Raw genomic sequence first — 17,265 nt, 5'->3', positions numbered from 1 at the left:
TTTCGTGTTAGAAGCTTGCTGTTAATATCCAGTTATTTACCAGTGCGTGTTAAAATAATAACATAAAAGAGGTGCTATCATGAATACAAAGAGAGACAGTGGGATTAAAGTGGCCGCCTTCTTAGTGGGTTGGATGATTCTTATTTTTGGAGTAATCACTGGCATCATTGTGTGGAATGTATCTCAATCCTGGTTTGGTGGTTTGAACGTTATTGGGAGTAGCTTATTCTTTGGGGTTATTCTGCTTGGACTGTCTCAGATCATGACTTACCAGGAGCAACAGCTAAGTGAAACAGAAGAACTAAAACGTATGATAAAAGATCGGCGAGAATGAAGAAGGTTAGTTCATATATGAGTGCTAAGGGGTAAAAGGAGTGAGTCGGTTCTACATAAATGGAGGTTAAGGATACGCTGAATTCACAAATTCATTATCTCTTTTCAGTTACTCTTCCCACTAAATTCTTCTTCAAGATAATAAAAAACTTGACCCTCCAGTTACTGGAGGGTTTATGATTGTTCTGTTATAAGATATTGAGGGGAGAGCAATTATGAAACAAGAAGAATTAACAGCGACCTCAAGCGGCTCAAAGAAATCCATCTATTTCTTTATTTTTATACTTGGTGCTCTTAGTGCGTTTGGTCCTTTAACAATTGATATGTATTTACCGGCACTTCCTACGTTGGCTGATGATTTGCAAACCAATGCGTCTATGGCACAACTAAGTTTAACAGCTTGTTTAATTGGTTTAGCGCTGGGGCAAATCGTGGTTGGACCATTTAGTGATATACAGGGAAGACGTAAGCCTCTCATCATTTCACTAACTATTTATACGATCGCTTCGTTACTTTGTCTCTTTGTGACTTCGATCTGGCCATTCATTGCCCTTCGTTTACTTCAGGGACTTTCAGGTGCAGCCGGAATGGTGATTTCAAGAGCGAGTCTACGTGATAAGTTCTCAGGAACAGAGATGACGAAGTACTTTGCCCTACTTATGCTTGTGAATGGAATTGCACCAATAGCTGCGCCAGTTGCAGGCGGACAGCTTCTCCAATTTTTATCATGGCGTGGTGTTTTTGGCGTATTAACTGTGATCGGCGCCATTATGTTTTTTGCGGTTCTATTTGGATTAAAAGAAACACTGCCTGTTAATAAGCGAAAAACAGGAGGATTCAAAGAGGTTCTTCAGACGTACGGACTTCTTTTTAAAGATAAAATCTTTTTTGGTTATGTGCTCGTACAAGGATTTGTGATGAGTGCGATGTTTGCGTACATTTCAGGTTCCACATTCGTGCTTCAAGAAGTGTATGGACTTTCTGCTCAAATGTTTAGTCTTGTTTTTGCGTTGAACGGCGTTGGACTAATCATCGCGACCCAAATTACAGGAAGGCTTGCCGGAAAAATAGGGGAGAGTCGCCTACTTGTTTACGGTTTATCGCAAGCTGTGATCAGCAGTATTTTATTGCTAATGGTGATCGCAATGGATGCACCTGTTATCTATGTTTGCATTCTTTTGTTTTTCACCGTCTCAAGTGTAGGTGTGGTGAATACATCCGTCTTTTCACTAGCACTTGAAAATCAAGCTGAGCATGCCGGAAGTGCTTCTGCGTTACTTGGTTTACTACCATTTCTTCTCGGTGCTATTGTTGCCCCAATAGTAGGATTAGGGGAAGGTGGTTTATCAATGGCTCTTGTGATTGCAGCATGTGAACTGATTGCTGTAGGAGCATATGTCTTTCTTGTTAAAAGGAACAAGAAAGTGTATCTTGTTGCGAATGAAGCGAGTTGATGGAATGGGGTAAGACTGCTAAGCGTAGCTTAGCAGTCTTATTTTTGCTGTCGGTGGTGCGGTTGCGGCTCGCGGTGCCTGTCACTCCCCGTTATTTGTCGAAGGCTATTCTTGCTCTTTCGAGAATATTATTTAGTGCGGATGAAGGCATTGTAAGGATCATGTCAGCTCTATTAATGTTTTGTAAAGAATAGCCATTATCCCTCCACAGCGAGAGTCACATCCTTATAATAGAGGTATCAAGTCAAACCACAACGGGATGTGAGCTCATGCAGAGAACGAATCAAGGTCAAAGCGAAATCATTTTTCTAAGTGCGATTACTTGTTTATTTCTAATACTCGTTCATGTTTTGGAAATGCTTTTCTTTGGAGAAGGACAGTCATTGAATGAGATTAGCTCTATTACTTATCAACTCAGTCAATTTGGGATTGCGATGTTTGCAGTGATCGTTAGCTTATATCTATTTAAACCATCGCCGAAGAAGGAGAAGCGATTAGGTGCTTTTGAAGTTTCTAAGGTTATTCTTCTATTCGTTCTCTGGAGCCTTTTCTATCTTGTTCTTGCAAAAGTAGCCATGAACGTAGAGATGTTTACCGGTTGGAAAGATTCTATTCTTACTTTTGCCATGGGGGATTCATTCTATCACTTGTCTTTTATTTCAGTCGTTCTACAATTTCTTCTATTTCTCCCTTTACTGAAGCTTGTTCAAACTAAAGCTGGTTGGTCGATTCTATTAGTTATTACTGGACTGGTTCATTACTATTTCGTATCTCCAGTCTTAACGGAAGGTAATGCATTTCTGGCCCAAGACGGTTTGCTTTTGAAATGGCTTTTCTTCTTTGTTCTTGGAGGTTACTTAGCTCGGCACTGGGATTCTGTACAGAACTTTCTAGAGAAATTCAATCGATTCGGACTTGTACCATTGATTGGATTAATTCTTTTCGAGGTTACCTACTATTTGATGAATGGCTCTATCTATCAGGCAGAATGGTTTCTTATGATAACGGTGCCTGTGATAACGATAACCTTGGTGGGGATTTATCGATCAGTTAGAAAAGTGGTGCTGTTGGATATTTTCTTGCACTCCATTGGGGAAAACACAATAGGCCTCTATTTTATCTTTCCATTCATGATTATCGCGTATTCAAGTATTTTGCCAGATGCGGTATGGCAAAAAGAATATATTGTACTTATCTTCACCCTAGTGCTTGGAACGTCGGTTTTCATTAGTAAGCTAGTAAGGTTAATTGTCATCAACATCGAGGGGATAAAAGGCCCTGTTGTTAAAACAAAGATGCTGAATCAACAGGAACTTGGAATTAATTAAACGTTTGATTAATCCATTCCAATGAACGTAAAGAACCCATCATATTGAGGTGATGGGTTTTTTTTGTATCAATATCTCCGTTAAAATTAGTGTGATAAGAAGCGGATCTCAATCTATGAGAATAGACACATGCATGACTAATTGACTAGTTTTTAGTCAGATATGCTTGAAAACGAATCTATAAGTGGTAATATTAACGTTATGTGTTGGTTATCATTGGTTTTAAATGGGTATAAATGGAATCCGAAAACGACTATCCAATCATTCGACTTTACATCTCTTTTAAGGGGAGTAGAGTTTTTTACCGTTATTTCAATCAAACGTTTTTTTTTTTGAAAATAAATAGCTGTTTTGCCTAATTAAAAGGAAAATTAATGGTACAAAGGAAGAGATAAATGCTTGTTAAACGTCATCAAGTTGAGAGAAGAAATATTGCAGTGAACGATGTGCGATGGGATGGAGAGATGTTAAGCTTCCAGATAAAAAATGAAGAAATTCTTGATCTAGAATCTCTCAATCTATGTCTAATAAATCGTAAAAATGAAGAATATATATGGCCGGACTTTAAACAAGAAAGAGTAGGTTCTTTTATCAATTTCAGGTTATTTAAAGAGGATTTAAGTGGATTAAACTCAGGTAAATGGGATTTCTTTGTAATAAATGGTCGAAGTAAAAGCATGGATAGAAAGAGAATTGGTGTCTATCAAGCTCCCATAGCTTCTAGACCACACAGGTATTTGAAACCGATTGTTGAAATGGAGCAGCACTCTTGGATTCCTTATCTTACGGATCGGAATGAACTTTCCTTGCATATAGGGAGTATAAGTGAGCTAGAAAAAGTTAGTTATGAAGTTGTTGACTTCCAAAGTCAGGTCATCTCCATGGAAGAAGAAGACAACCGCCTCATTCTACATATCGATCAGTACTTTCCTTCTTCACCAGTAATGGTTCACACGAACGATTTAACTTCTCGAAAGATCCCTTCATCTTATCATCCAGAAGATAAATCTTTAACAATTCATAATGAAAACAAGAATGACTATGTGAATGGAGAAGGTGAGCTTCAACTTCATTTTAAGCGTGGAAACACTCTTGAAGTTTATTCGTTAATTTTTGAGAATAGTCAAGTGACCCCAATCGTGCAACCTTCATCTACAAAAATAGTGAAGGGGCAGCTTCATGCTCAGAACTTACGTGTTACGCACGATCGCATCTTATTTGATGTTTCTACGAATTTCATCGAATATGCGAATGAAATTCAATTTTATTTGAAGAAACGTAAAAGAGATGAGATCGTGAATTTGGAGGTGTCCCGTCATTTACATGGTTCGGTGGAAGAAATCGGCGTGTCTATAAGCCAATTCAATGAATTATTTACTAACACAAGCCGCTGGGATCTTTTTGTTGAAATTCGGCACGCTAACCTAGTTGAGGTAAGAAGAGTCGGTGAGTATAATAACCCTCTCAACCACCTCGAACGGCATGTCGGTCATCTTCCTATAACGGATGATCTTTATCTTTCACCTTATTTAACAAATGATCATGAATTTTCATTTTACGTTAGTACTGAGGAGCAATATTTAAAAAGTAAGTATCCTGGTAACGTTTCTCTTCATCGTTTGAATCTTAAACAAAATGGTGAACTGCAGTTGACGGCTACGGTTTCAATGAAGAGAATAAAAAGCTTCGAAGTGGAGGAGCTCGTCCTAAGGCTACGTAGTGATAAGAGTAAACGAGTAAGTGTACCTTATCATAAAGTGGTGGAAACGTCCGCTAATAAACAAAAAGTAAGTTTCCGCATTCAATTAAATGAAGTTGAATTTGAACAGTTTTATTGGGACTTTTTTATTTCAGTAAAAGTAAATAATCACGAGACGAGATTAATTAGAGTAGTTAGTGATAATTTACTTATTCATAAGCAATTGAAACATCGGATGGGGAAATACACTTTAAATCAATCCAATGGCTACATGATCTATCCCTATATCACGATTAATGGTGGGGTTAGTATCACTTATCGCTATAAAGGCGAATATGAGAGCATAAAGTACAAAATGAATGAGTACATTGCGTACTATTTGTATATCCTTTTCTACTGGAATGCGTTTTGGAAACCTACCTGGTTAATTCATGAGAAATATTCAGAAACAGCGCAAGATAATGCCTATTACTTCTTTAAACATTGCTTTGAAGAACATAAAGGTAAGAAGGTTTACTATGTTATTAAAAAAGGGTCTGAAGATGAACGCAATTTAATTCCTTATAAGGAACGAGTCGTTTATTTCATGAGCATTAAACACCTTTTTTTAATCCTATCTTCCAAAGTGATTGTTTCATCTGAAGCGAAGGGACACGGTTATGCCTGGAGGGTGGCTCGTGGACCGATTCGTGATTATGTGAATAGTAAGCGCTACGTCTTTCTACAGCACGGTGTGTTGGGACTGAAGAAGGTAGAAAATACGTTTAAGGTTGGTTCAGCGAATTCAGCTGATTTATTCGTTGTGTCCTCCGATTTTGAAAAGCAAATCGTCATGGACCACTTTGGATATAAAGCGAAGAACATTATTGTGACGGGCTTATCAAGATGGGATGTAGTAGAAGACCGTTCCCAAGAGCCAACCGATAGCGGGAAAAAAGAGGTCTTTCTTATGCCGACCTGGCGGAATTGGCTTGATGAAGTAGAAGAAGGCGAATTTGTGCTATCCGATTACTATAAAGCTTATAATGCTCTGCTAAACTCTAATGAGCTACATGACACGCTAAGGAAAAATAATTTGCTTCTCAATTTCTATGTTCATCCTAAATTCATGCCCTATGTCGCCCATTTTACTAGTGAAAATGAGCATGTAAGAGTCATTCAATTCGGTGAGGAAAAGATTAATGATCTCCTGATGCGCTCCAGTATGTTAATTACGGATTATTCCAGTGTCGCCTGGGAAATGTATTATCAAAAGAAGCCAGTGCTATTTTTCCATTTTGATTTGAGTAAGTATAATGAATTGCAGGGAAGTTATATGGATCTTAACAAAGAATTATTTGGAGATGTCGCATACTCTTCCGCAGCGTTAGTTTCAAAATTCGAAGAGTATGCGAGCACGAATTTCGCTGAAAAACCTGAAATTAGCAGCAAGCGATTTGAGTACTTTAACTATATTGATGATGGTAACAGCTCAAGGATCTTTTCTGAAATTAAGAAAAAAGAGAAAGAAGTAACAAGAAGAAAAACGCTCAAAGAAGTGTTGAAGAGCAGCGATGCTGTCTCCACAATGTGGAGAAGGTATAAAAAATACCCTATTGTTAATCAAGTAGGTGGCAAACTTCTCGCAACGTTAAGGTCACATTAATTTTGAGAGTCCAATGGTTAGGTTACGTTGGGCTCTTTTTTGTGGATTTGTTTAGAATGAATTTTAGATCCGAGGAGAGGGGGATCTAAGTATCGTAAGTGCATTCTAATTAATTTAATTAAATAAATTTTCTGAAATCTATTGAAGTTTGCCTATTTATTCTCTATAATAAACATCAGTTGCAGGTAATGGATAATCCGTTCACTAAATGTAATCCATTACATTTTGCTTGAATTCTCACTATCAGCCATTTATAGTTTAAAATAAAGATACTATTTTAAACACTAGGGAGATAATTGAAATGGCGAATATGACAGATGTAGCAAAGCTTGCGAATGTATCAACAGCTACTGTGTCCAGGGTAATTCAAAATCCTGATGCTGTAAAAGAAAAGACGCGAATGAAGGTGCTTCAGGCAATTGAAGAATTAAACTATCAGCCCAATGTTCTAGCTCGTTATTTTAGAAGAACTGAAACGAAGACGATCCTCGTTATGGTTCCTTCTATTGAGAATAATGTTTTTCCGCAAATGATTGCCGGAATTGACTTGGTCGCCCATCAATCGGGTTACAAAGTGCTTCTTGGAAATACTTATCAAGATCCGGATAAAGCTTACAGCTATCTTGAAGAGTTGAAGCAGAAACAGGTAGATGGGGTGATATTATTAACAACGAGGTTGGATAATAACGTTATTACCGACATTGCTGACAAATATCCTGTTGTGCTTACATCTGACTTTATTGCAGGTCTCAACGTTCCTACTGTAGCCATTGATAATATTAGCAGTGCACGTAATGCGGTGGAGCATTTACTGCAGCTTGGACATCAACGAGTTGGAATGATTACAGGTCCGTTAGATATTCCGTTGAGTCGGGATCGGTTAAAAGGTTATCGACAGGCGCTTCTTGAGCACGGCATAGGAATCGATGGGGTTCTTATTCAAGAGGGAGATCATCATTATGAATCTGGTTACAATCAGATGAATAAGTTTCTTGCATTGGAAAACCCTCCTACAGCTATATTTGCTGCAAATGATAGCATGGCGATGGGGGCCGTTAAAGCGGTAAAAGCTCACGGACTTCGAGTACCGGAAGACATTGCAGTTGTTGGTTTTGATAACATTCAGTTCTCAGATACCTTTGAGCCGTCGCTTACGACAGTAGCGCAACCTTTTATGGAAATGGGACAAAGATCTATGGAACTCCTTTTGAAGCAAATTAATGGTGAAACCTTAACGAAAAAGCAGCACGTGCTTGATACGAAACTTATTATCAGAGAGTCATGCGGTTATAAAAAGCAGGTTTAGTCTTGATGACTATTCTGTTTCACTAAAATGTAACCGTTTACTTTATGAGAGGTGAAGAAACCTTTATTTATAAACACTTTAACACTTTATCATATGCATAAATGTAATCCATTACATTTATGAAGTCTACTATTTCCAGGAGGTGAAGAACGGACTATCGGCTGATTTAAACTAATCAACTATTAAAGGAGAGATAGTAAATGGCAAATATACCTGTTGCAGTACAGATGTATACGTTACGAGAGGAAAGTGAAAAGGACTTTATTGGTACTTTGAAAAAGGTTTCGGACATCGGTTATCAAGGTGTGGAGTTCGCAGGGTATTACGATATGTCTGCAAAGGATTTGAAGAAAGTAATGGATGACCTTGGATTAATGGCAGCTTCTAGCCACATTCCTCTCGATAAACTATTGGAAGATTTAAGTAGTGTGATAGCGTATCAGCATGAAATTGGAAGTACCAAGCTTGTTTGTCCGTTTCTTGCACCTGAAATGCGAACAGAGGAAGGATATTCGGAGGTCATTCGAAGCTTGAATGACATTGGACAAGAGTGCTCGAAAGAAGGGATCACGTTATGTTATCACAATCATGATTTTGAATTAGAGAGGCTGTCGAATGGTAAAACGGCGCTTGAGACCATTTTAGATGAAACGAATCCAGAGTGGGTGAAGGCGGAGTTTGATATTTATTGGCTCACTCGGGCTGGGGAAAATCCGGTAGAGTGGATGAAGCGATATCAAGATCGCACGCCTCTTGTTCATTTGAAAGACATGACCACGGATGGGGAGCAATTCTTCGCTGAGCTCGGCACAGGAGGGGTTGACCTTAATGGAGTCCTCAATCAAGGCGATGTGTCTAACGTTGACTGGTGGATTGTTGAACAAGATAAATGTAAGCGCTCTCCTATCGAAAGTATTGAAATGAGTATGAACTATTTCCTTAGTAAGCATTCTTGATCAGTTGCTATATAGTCATTACTACAAATTAGGGGGTAAAGCATGAAGAAAGTAACGGCTTTATTATCAGTTTTGGTGTTGTTGCTGTTAGCGGCATGTGGGGGGAACCAGGGAGCATCTGGAAGTTCTGATTCTGGCAACGGGGATGAGAAGGTAATTGAAGTTTGGCACATTGAAACGGGTGAACGGGAAAAGCTTTTTCAGGAAGTAGCGAAGCAGTTTGAAGAAGAACATGATGGTGTGAAGGTGAAGTTACTCCAAACACCAAACGATGCTTACAAGCAGAAATTAGCTGTCTCGATGTCGGGTGGAAATCCACCAGATATCTTTCAGAGCTGGGGTGGCGGCTGGTTGAAGCATTTCGTTGATCAGGGAAATGTGCAAAATATTACTGAAAATATCGATCAAGATCATTACTTAGAAATGGCATTAAATAACGGGACATTCGATGAAAAGGTGTACGGTGTACCATTGGGTTTATCGCTCGATGTGATTTTTTACAACAAAGAAATCTTTGAAAAGTATGATCTTGAAGAACCAAAGACGTATGAGGAATTTACTGAAGTGATTAAGACGCTGAAAAAGAATGATGTGACGCCACTTGCGTTAACGAATAAAACGAAATGGCCAGGAGCGTACTATTTAATGAATTTTGCAAGTCGCATTGGTGGACCAGATTTATTCGAGAGCGCATTTAATCGCGAAGGACGCGGTTTTGATGACCCTGCTTATGTTGAAGCGGGTGAGTATATTCAAGATCTCGTCAAGATGGATGCATTTAATGCTGGATTTAACGGTATTCCTTACGATGAAGGCCGCGGTCGACAGCTCATGTACTCCGGGCAAGCTGCGATGATGGATATGACGATCTCTTTCTTAAATAACGTGAGAGAAGAAGCTCCACAGTTCGAGGAGAAACTTGGTTTCTTCGTATTCCCGACGATTTCAGGTGGGGAAGGAAATGAAACGCAAGTCGGTGGTGCCACTGGACCGGTTTGGTCAGTTGCGAAAGAATCTAAAAATCCTGATTTAGCAGCTGAGTTTATTCAAGCGTTAACGAGTAAAGAAACAGCACAGAAATTCACGGATCGCACGGGAACGCTGTCAGCTGTAAAAGATGTTGTTCCTGAGGATGAATTTGTAAAGCAGTTCTATGATGTAGCTCAGAATGCTTCTCATATTCAAATGCCTTATGACCAGACACTTCCTCCAGAGCTTGCTGAACTTCATAAAGATACGACGCAGGCACTATTCGGTCTATCAATGACGCCAGAAGAAGCAGCTAACAAAATGGAAGCCAAGGCAGAAGAGCTTCTTGAATAAGTGAAGGAGGGGATGAGTCCCCTCTTTCTTATCTACAGAAGGGAGAGCTTTACATATGGAAACAGCTGAAGTGGCGAGAAGAAGCGAGACGACGAGAGTGGCTCACGGAACGAAGAAGCGCAATATGAGAAAAGCGGTCACGATTGGTTTATTCACAGCGCCAGCCCTTATTGTTTATCTTGTCTATGTGATTTACCCCATTTTATCTACATTAGGTTATAGCTTCTACAGCTGGGATGGAACGAATGACAAAACGTTTATTGGGCTCGATAATTACATTCAATTATTTAACGATGCCGTCTTTTGGACTTCGCTTACGAACAATGCATGGGTTGTTCTGACGTCTGTCTTTGTGCAAATTCCACTCGGCATGATCATGGCGCTGATGCTGTTTGCGCCTATACGAGGCATTCGCTTGTTTAGTAGCGTTTATTTTCTTCCATTCTTAATGTCTACGGTTGCGATCGGCCTCTTATGGGTGTATATGTTTGACCCAATCAACGGGATTATTAATCAGATTGTGAATTTACTTGGCTTTGAAAATGTAGCATGGCTTAGTGATGAAAACACATCGTTGATTGCGATCTTATTAGTAGTCGTTTGGCAGTTCTCACCTTTTTATATGATCCTATTTAAGGCAGCTATGGTCGGGATAGGAGAGGAACTCTATGAATCTGCCCAAATCGATGGAGCGAATTCCTGGCAGAAGTTCTTCCACATCACGTTACCTTTGCTTATGCCAACCATTGTGAGTTCATCCATTCTAGCCATTGTTGGATCCTTAAAGGCTTTTGATATTTTCTATATTATGACTGGTGGTGGACCGAATCACGCAACAGAGCTGATGGGCACTTATATGTTCAAGCAGGCTTTTATTAACTTCAATATGGGCTATGCAAGTGCGATTGCGTTTCTAATGTTTCTCATTGCGCTCGTTGTTACTGTACTGATCCAAATCGTTGATTATAACCGCAAGAAGAAAGGAGCTTTCTAATGGTGCAATCACTCAGGAAGATGCCTTTGTATCTAATCGGATTATTGCTTTTGGTTTTCACAGGTTATCCATTTGTTTATATGATTTCGACCTCATTAAAAGATCAAAGCACTTTCTTTGAAAGACCATTTGCTATTTTTACCTCGATCGAGTGGGGTAACTACGCGGATGTATTCCAGATGGGGCTAACTCGTTATTTTTTAAACAGTATCCTAGTTTCGGTTGTGGCAGTTGTGGCGGTTATGTTAATTGCTGCTCTAGCAAGTTATCCATTAAGTAGAATGAATTTCAAGTTTAACCGTGGTTTATTTCTTCTTTTCATATCAGGAATGATGCTACCAATTCATGCCACGCTTATCCCGATCTTTAAGCTGTCTCAAAATATGGGGTTGTATGATTCATTGCTAGCTTTACTTGGACCTTATATTGCTTTCAGTTTACCGATTTCGATCTTTATTTTAACGCAATTTATGCAAGAAATTCCGAAGTCATTAGAAGAAGCTGCTAAGATTGATGGTTGTTCTCATTTCGGTATTTTTTGGCGCATAATTCTGCCGATGTTAACGCCGGCTCTTATGACGGTTTTTATCTATAATTTTATTCATCTGTGGAATGAATTTATCTTTGCGCTCGTTCTCGTGTCTAGCCCTGAGAACATGACTCTACCATTAGGATTGCAAGATTTCTATGGAGAGTTTTCAGTAAATGTCCCTGGTTTGATGGCGGCATTAACACTTGCGAGTCTTCCAATGCTCGTTGTGTACCTGTTCTCACAAGAAAAAGTAGTAAAAGGACTAACGGGTGGTGCAGTGAAAGGTTAGGGAACCTGGAAAGGAGTGGGGGATTATGGAGAAAATGAAAATTGGTGTCATCGGCTGTGGCAACATTAGCGACATTTATTTAACGAATCTTCGCGAGTATGCGAATCTTGAAGTGGTTGCAGTAGCTGATTTGAATCACGAAAAAGCAGTTGAGAAAGCAGAGAAATATGAGATTGCTCGTGTTCTGGATGTGGATGTCCTTTTGGGAGATCCGACCATAGAACTCGTTCTTAATTTAACGATTCCTGCGGCACATGCGGAAGTTAGTTTACGCATATTAGAAGCAGGAAAGCATGTGTATTCTGAGAAACCGCTAGCGATAAAGCTTGAAGACGGGCAAAAGGTGCTAGCGAAGGCGAAGGAAAAAGGTCTTTTAGTAAGTGTTGCACCTGATACATTTCTCGGTGGTGGACTTCAGACGTGCAAGAAACTAATCGAGGATGGCGCAATCGGGGAACCAGTTGCTGCGACCGCCTTCATGATGGGTCACGGACCGGAAAGCTGGCACCCTGATCCAGTCTTTTTCTATCGAGAGGGAGCGGGGCCGATGTTTGATATGGGTCCTTATTACTTAACTGCTCTCATTCATTTAATTGGCCCGATTCGTCGACTTACTGGATCGACAAGGATCACCTCGCCTGAACGGATGATTACAAGCGAACCGAAGTCTGGACAGACGATTAAGGTTGAAACGCCGACGCACGTTGCAGGCATTTTGGATTTTGAAAATGGTGCGATCGGTACGATCATCACGAGCTTTGATGTATGGGGAGCGAAAACTCCTTTTCTAGAAATCTACGGTACGAATGGGTCGTTAAGTGTACCTGATCCGAATACGTTCGGCGGTCCGGTACTAGTAAGAAATGCGGGAGAAGTTGAATGGAAGGAAGTTTCCCTTACGCATGGATCGATTGAAAATAGCCGTGGGCTTGGTGTGGTGGACATGGTGAACGCTTTACGAGAAGAGCGGAAACCACGGGCAAATGGTGAACTTGCTTATCATGTACTAGAAATGATGCATGGTATACATGAATCCTCAGTGAAAGGTAAGCATTATGAGATGACGAGTAAGTGCAAGCAACCTGATGCAATGCCAAGTGACAGTTTATCTGAGACGATGGAGGGATAGGGAATGAAAAAATTGAAAGTAGCGGTTATCGGTTGTGGAAGTATTGCGAGACGGCGTCATTTGCCGGAGTACAATGCAGAGGAAAATGTGGAAATTGTAGCGGTTTGTGATGTGGTGAAAGAGCGCGCAGAGGAGATGGTTAGTTTGTATGGCGGCACGGCATATACTGATTATCTCACGTTACTTGAAGATGATGAAATTGATGCGGTGAGCGTTTGTTTACCAAACGCGTTGCACGCACCTGTATCGATTGCGGCCTTGAAAGCAGGGAAGCACGTTCTCTGTGAGAAGCCGATGGCGACTTCAATTGAGGAAGCGAAAGCAATGAATGAAGCTGCGGAGATAAATGGCAAAAAGCTAATGATTGCTCATAATCAGCGATTCGTCGCGTCACACGTAAAAGCTAAGGAATTGATCGAAGGCGGCGAGATTGGAAAGATCTACAGCTTCCGCACCACGTTTGGTCATCCTGGACCTGAACGGTGGAGTATTGATGGAGCGGGTAGCTGGTTCTTCGATAAAGAGCGAGCGTTTATCGGAGCGATGGGAGACCTTGGCGTACATAAATCAGATCTGATGCGCTATTTGCTTGGAGAAATTGTGGAGGTAGGCGCGTTTGTAGAAACGAAGGCGAAGGATAACACGGATGTGGATGATAACGCGGTGTGCATTCTTAAAATGGAGACGGGAGTGATTGGCACACTCACAGCAAGCTGGTCTTACGTTTCTGGCGGTGATAATTCAACCATAATCTATGGGGAAAATGCGGTGCTTCGCCTAGAGGATGATCCGGAGCATTCACTGGTTGTTCAGTACAAAAACGGTGATGTCGTGAATTATGAGCTTCAGAAAATCCAAACGAATGAAGCGGGGGGACAGCAAACGACGCACGTGGTTGAGAATTTCGTGGATTGCATTGCGAACGATACTGTACCAGCCGTCAGTGGTGAAGAAGGAATGAAATCGTTGCAGGTGATTCTAGCTGCACTGGAAGCGAATGAAACGAAGCGAGTGGTTGAGGTAGAGGGTGAGCGGGCGGTTATTTAGGGGGTGAGTGGTATGTTGGTGCGCGGTGCCTGTCACCACCCGAACTATGTCACTAAATGTCGAACAGGCTGACGAGATGAATCGTCAGCCTGTTTTGAATTAATGAATAGAAGTTTTAGGAATAATTTTTGTACGGGCATCTAGCACTCGCTTTGCTTTTCCTTCGGAGCGAGGTATTGAGTGTGGTTCTTTCAATTGGATATCCACTGATATAAGCGTTTTCATTTTAAGAGTTTTTCCAAGACTCTCAACAAGATTCACCGCCATAGGATGGTTAAAATTCATCTCTAGCTTCTTATAAAACTCCTGCTCTACTTCGACATGCAAGGTTACGTGATCTAAGTGGCCTTTTTTCTGCAAGTGGATTTGATAGTGCGGGACGAGTTCTTCTAGATTACATATATACCGTTCGATTTCAGAAGGAAAAACGTTAACTCCTCTGATAATGAGCATATCATCAATACGTCCTTTTACACGGCTCATTCTTGTGGTTGTTCTGCCGCAAAGACACTTTTCTCTCGTAATGGATGCGATGTCACCTGTTCGGTATCTGATTATTGGAAGAGCTTCTTTTGTAAGGCTTGTGAAAACCAGTTCGCCGTATTGTCCCTCGTCGACTTGATCGAGAGTATCAGGGTTAATGATTTCAGCGATAAAATGATCGTCTGCGATGTGGAGTCCATTCTGACATTCTGCACATTCCATTGCAATGCCCGGTCCCATTACTTCACTTAAACCATAAATGTCCGTTGCTTTCAGATGGAATAATTTTTCGATCTGAAATCTCATTTCTTCCGACCATGGCTCTGCGCCAAGAATGGCGTATTGTAATGAAGTTGAAGCTGGATCAATGCCTTGCATCATCATCGCTTCTCCAATGTTAAGGAGATAGGATGGAGTGGAGCAAATGATTCTGGGCTTAAAATCTTGAATTAGGGTAATTTGATTAGCTGTATTTCCGCCTGATATCGGGACTGTTGCGCAGCCAAGTCGCTCTGAGCCTGCATGGAGACCGAGACCACCTGTGAACAGTCCATATCCGTAGGCGTTATGAAGGATGTCTCCCTTTTGTCCGCCTGCGAGTGTGATTGATCTTGCAACAATATCGGCCCAATTTTGAATATCATTCTTTGTATAGGCGATTACGGTTGGTTTACCGCTCGTCCCAGATGAAGCATGGATGCGGACAACTTCGTCCATAGGACAGGCGAGCATCTTGAAAGGGTAATTTTCTCTTAGGTGATGTTTCTTTGTAAATGGAAGTCGTTGCAGGTCGTCGAGTGACTGGATATCATCTGGGGTTATATGTATGTTCTTGAAAGTCTCGTGGTAGAAAGGGATGTTCTGGTAGGCGTGTCTGATTGTTCGTTTTAATCCTTCTAATTGATGGGCGTGCATTTGAGCGGTGCTCCAAGTTTCTCGTTCAGAATAAATTGCCATACGGTAGCCTCCTTGTATGATACAAAATAAACGACAGCGAGGATAAGTGTCATATTAAAGGTACCTTTTTATGGAAGCGTGGTCAATGAGATTTAGTGGAATTGTGTCTTTGGTCGTGGTGTGGAGGACGGTGCCTGTCACTGCCCGATATATGAAAGAATTTGTCGAATGTTTCTCTCTTCACTATTGTTTTGATATTAGGCAGTTATAAAAGAGGGATATGCTGTTTAGTAGCGAACTTTGTAGGAGTTATACCATAACAAAATTCATATTAAAGGAGATGGTTTACCGTGTCGTTTAACGAAGTGAACGAAACACCGCTCTATTATGAAGATTATGGTCCAAAGGATGCACCGGTTTTGGTTTTTAGTCATTCGTTATTTTTTAACTCAGATATGTTTCAACATCAGGTGGAGCATTTTTCAAAAGACTATAGAGTCATTTGCTATGACCACCGCGGTCAAGGGAATAGCGGGAGGTCTTCTTTAGCAAACCTCGATATGGATACGCTTACAAATGATGCTGCTGCGTTGATTGAAAGTCTTGGGATTGAGAAGTGTCATTTTATCGGTAATTCGATGGGTGGTTTCATAGCTCTAAGACTTGCGGCTAGAAGGCCGGATCTTCTTCATTCGTGCGTTGTTCTTGGAAGCTCTGGTGAAGCAGAGTACAAGAAAGAGGAGTTCCAGCCGCTTGTTACACAGCTTCAGAAGAATGGGGCGGAGGAAGTTGTGGATACGCTGATGTACATCATGTTTGGTGATGCATCGCTTGGGTCGATGGAATTCGAAAGAGAGCGTACCTACTGGAGAGATTATATGAAAAAACTTGAGCCATCCATAGGGGATGCGGCTCACCAGGTTATTCATCGAAAGAGTGTGCTTGAGGAGCTGGAAGGCGTAACCGTGCCGGTTCTTGCTGTTGCAGGCGAGCAAGATCATGCGTATACGATTAAACTGTCCGAGAACATTGCGAAAGCAGTTGAGAATGGACGATGCGAGGTTATAGGTAGAGCGGGTCATTCGGTAGCGCTTGAGAAGTCTCCGGAAGTGAATAAAGTGTTGGAGAAGCATCTTGTAAGATTGAAGGTTCGTCAGGGAACTTAAATATTTATACTTAATGGAGAGAATTCTCCATCTAATGTTTGGAAGAATTTTATTTCATAGAATGATTTTGAGAGCCTCGGTTTGATCGAGGCTCTCTTTTTATTTGGGGGTAGAAACGATTAGGATGTGATCGGAAGATAGGGGAATAATGTAATGGTATTTGTAGCAAAATAATTAGGTAGGTATACCATTTGTTGGGAGGTTCTTAGTGATGTGGAAGAAAAGAAACGGTTTTTGGAGTTTAGTGACTGCTGCTCTCCTATTGCTTACTTTTTCTACGAGAGCAAGAAGAGGAACTAGAAAAGCCATTCTTAAAGGAGCGGATGCAGCAATTGACTTAACGGATCAATGGAGAGGGAAGGCTTCTAAAACGACTATGAGAAGTGAAGATGATATCGAAGTGCCACGATATCCTTCGTATGTAGGTTATGAAGCGAATCGAGAATTAAACGATAGAAAGGGTGCGGAGAAGGTTCGTAAAGTAAACCCCACTCGCTTCAAGAACGCTAAAAACGTTATGAACGATGAAGTGATGCCTTATCATATGGCGGAGATTGCTGAGGAGTTCGATTTAAATTAAGAGGTGCCTGTCACCGCCCGAACTGTGCAATTATTTGTCGAATGAAACAGAGCCCGCTCTCGGGGAGAGAAGGGCTCTGTTTGTGTATGATCGACCTATTGCGA

14 protein-coding genes are annotated in these 17,265 nt (G+C 40.9%); 13 read left to right on the top strand and 1 reads right to left on the bottom strand.

All coding sequences use genetic code 11. The annotated features are described in order from the left end of the window. The first annotated feature begins 79 nt into the window (after positions 1 to 79). From AC0VYO_RS19690 to AC0VYO_RS19640, 11 genes are all read left to right on the top strand, one after another. Entirely contained in the window at positions 80 to 334 is a 255-nt protein-coding gene (locus AC0VYO_RS19690; RefSeq protein ID WP_430243234.1) for a hypothetical protein, read from the top strand. 214 nt (positions 335 to 548) lie between these two features. Beyond that, the gene (locus tag AC0VYO_RS19685; protein ID WP_475368068.1) at positions 549 to 1,787 is read left to right on the top strand and encodes a multidrug effflux MFS transporter; all 1,239 of its coding nucleotides are present in this window, start codon (positions 549 to 551) and stop codon (positions 1,785 to 1,787) included. 269 nt (positions 1,788 to 2,056) lie between these two features. Next, positions 2,057 to 3,115, top strand: coding sequence for an acyltransferase family protein (locus AC0VYO_RS19680; RefSeq protein WP_475368067.1), 1,059 nt, complete (start codon positions 2,057 to 2,059; stop codon positions 3,113 to 3,115). A 395-nt stretch (positions 3,116 to 3,510) separates the two neighbouring features. Next, entirely contained in the window at positions 3,511 to 6,459 is a 2,949-nt protein-coding gene (locus tag AC0VYO_RS19675) for a CDP-glycerol glycerophosphotransferase family protein (RefSeq protein WP_475368066.1), read from the top strand. A 301-nt stretch (positions 6,460 to 6,760) separates the two neighbouring features. Next, positions 6,761 to 7,765: a LacI family DNA-binding transcriptional regulator gene (locus AC0VYO_RS19670; RefSeq protein ID WP_475368065.1), complete on the top strand. Its 1,005-nt coding sequence runs from the start codon at positions 6,761 to 6,763 to the stop codon at positions 7,763 to 7,765. 200 nt (positions 7,766 to 7,965) lie between these two features. Then, positions 7,966 to 8,721: a sugar phosphate isomerase/epimerase family protein gene (locus tag AC0VYO_RS19665; RefSeq protein WP_475368064.1), complete on the top strand. Its 756-nt coding sequence runs from the start codon at positions 7,966 to 7,968 to the stop codon at positions 8,719 to 8,721. A gap of 42 nt (positions 8,722 to 8,763) precedes the next feature. Next, positions 8,764 to 10,044 (top strand): extracellular solute-binding protein, encoded by a 1,281-nt coding sequence (locus tag AC0VYO_RS19660; RefSeq protein ID WP_475368063.1) that lies wholly within the window; start codon positions 8,764 to 8,766, stop codon positions 10,042 to 10,044. A gap of 55 nt (positions 10,045 to 10,099) precedes the next feature. After that, positions 10,100 to 11,038, top strand: coding sequence for a carbohydrate ABC transporter permease (locus tag AC0VYO_RS19655; protein WP_475368062.1), 939 nt, complete (start codon positions 10,100 to 10,102; stop codon positions 11,036 to 11,038). Beyond that, positions 11,038 to 11,859 (top strand): carbohydrate ABC transporter permease, encoded by an 822-nt coding sequence (locus AC0VYO_RS19650; RefSeq protein WP_283153465.1) that lies wholly within the window; start codon positions 11,038 to 11,040, stop codon positions 11,857 to 11,859. Before AC0VYO_RS19655 ends, AC0VYO_RS19650 begins: the two co-directional genes overlap by 1 nt. A gap of 25 nt (positions 11,860 to 11,884) precedes the next feature. Then, complete coding sequence (locus tag AC0VYO_RS19645; protein WP_475368061.1) at positions 11,885 to 12,988, top strand: Gfo/Idh/MocA family protein; 1,104 nt, start codon at positions 11,885 to 11,887, stop codon at positions 12,986 to 12,988. Between the two features lie 3 nt (positions 12,989 to 12,991). Continuing rightward, positions 12,992 to 14,035: a Gfo/Idh/MocA family protein gene (locus tag AC0VYO_RS19640; RefSeq protein WP_475368060.1), complete on the top strand. Its 1,044-nt coding sequence runs from the start codon at positions 12,992 to 12,994 to the stop codon at positions 14,033 to 14,035. Positions 14,036 to 14,134: 99 nt separating this feature from the next. Here AC0VYO_RS19640 and paaK read toward each other — a convergent pair whose 3' ends face one another. Then, positions 14,135 to 15,475, bottom strand: a complete 1,341-nt coding sequence (gene paaK, locus AC0VYO_RS19635) for a phenylacetate--CoA ligase PaaK (RefSeq protein WP_475368059.1) — start codon at positions 15,473 to 15,475, stop codon at positions 14,135 to 14,137. A gap of 290 nt (positions 15,476 to 15,765) precedes the next feature. On the opposite strand from paaK, the gene AC0VYO_RS19630 reads away from it, so the two are divergent. Both AC0VYO_RS19630 and AC0VYO_RS19625 read left to right on the top strand, forming a co-directional pair. After that, on the top strand, positions 15,766 to 16,581 hold the full coding sequence (locus AC0VYO_RS19630; protein WP_475368058.1) for an alpha/beta fold hydrolase: 816 nt from the start codon (positions 15,766 to 15,768) through the stop codon (positions 16,579 to 16,581). Between the two features lie 211 nt (positions 16,582 to 16,792). Further along, on the top strand, positions 16,793 to 17,161 hold the full coding sequence (locus AC0VYO_RS19625; RefSeq protein WP_475368057.1) for a hypothetical protein: 369 nt from the start codon (positions 16,793 to 16,795) through the stop codon (positions 17,159 to 17,161). The last annotated feature ends 104 nt before the right edge of the window (positions 17,162 to 17,265 follow it).

This window comes from Anaerobacillus sp. 63XJN7_4_ISO-PGPR-S23-413 (assembly GCF_056173725.1).
The sequence above is the reverse complement of the archived record's forward strand: the minus strand, read 5'-3'. Positions and strand labels throughout refer to the sequence as shown.

What these genes read in the sequence shown, in the direction of transcription:
- AC0VYO_RS19690 (WP_430243234.1), top strand. Translation starts at nt 80, where the DNA reads ATGAATACAAAGAGAGACAGTGGGATTAAAGTGGCCGCCTTCTTAGTG.
- AC0VYO_RS19685 (WP_475368068.1), top strand. Translation starts at nt 549, where the DNA reads ATGAAACAAGAAGAATTAACAGCGACCTCAAGCGGCTCAAAGAAATCC.
- AC0VYO_RS19680 (WP_475368067.1), top strand. Translation starts at nt 2,057, where the DNA reads ATGCAGAGAACGAATCAAGGTCAAAGCGAAATCATTTTTCTAAGTGCG.
- AC0VYO_RS19675 (WP_475368066.1), top strand. Translation starts at nt 3,511, where the DNA reads ATGCTTGTTAAACGTCATCAAGTTGAGAGAAGAAATATTGCAGTGAAC.
- AC0VYO_RS19670 (WP_475368065.1), top strand. Translation starts at nt 6,761, where the DNA reads ATGGCGAATATGACAGATGTAGCAAAGCTTGCGAATGTATCAACAGCT.
- AC0VYO_RS19665 (WP_475368064.1), top strand. Translation starts at nt 7,966, where the DNA reads ATGGCAAATATACCTGTTGCAGTACAGATGTATACGTTACGAGAGGAA.
- AC0VYO_RS19660 (WP_475368063.1), top strand. Translation starts at nt 8,764, where the DNA reads ATGAAGAAAGTAACGGCTTTATTATCAGTTTTGGTGTTGTTGCTGTTA.
- AC0VYO_RS19655 (WP_475368062.1), top strand. Translation starts at nt 10,100, where the DNA reads ATGGAAACAGCTGAAGTGGCGAGAAGAAGCGAGACGACGAGAGTGGCT.
- AC0VYO_RS19650 (WP_283153465.1), top strand. Translation starts at nt 11,038, where the DNA reads ATGGTGCAATCACTCAGGAAGATGCCTTTGTATCTAATCGGATTATTG.
- AC0VYO_RS19645 (WP_475368061.1), top strand. Translation starts at nt 11,885, where the DNA reads ATGGAGAAAATGAAAATTGGTGTCATCGGCTGTGGCAACATTAGCGAC.
- AC0VYO_RS19640 (WP_475368060.1), top strand. Translation starts at nt 12,992, where the DNA reads ATGAAAAAATTGAAAGTAGCGGTTATCGGTTGTGGAAGTATTGCGAGA.
- paaK (WP_475368059.1), bottom strand. Translation starts at nt 15,475, where the DNA reads ATGGCAATTTATTCTGAACGAGAAACTTGGAGCACCGCTCAAATGCAC.
- AC0VYO_RS19625 (WP_475368057.1), top strand. Translation starts at nt 16,793, where the DNA reads ATGTGGAAGAAAAGAAACGGTTTTTGGAGTTTAGTGACTGCTGCTCTC.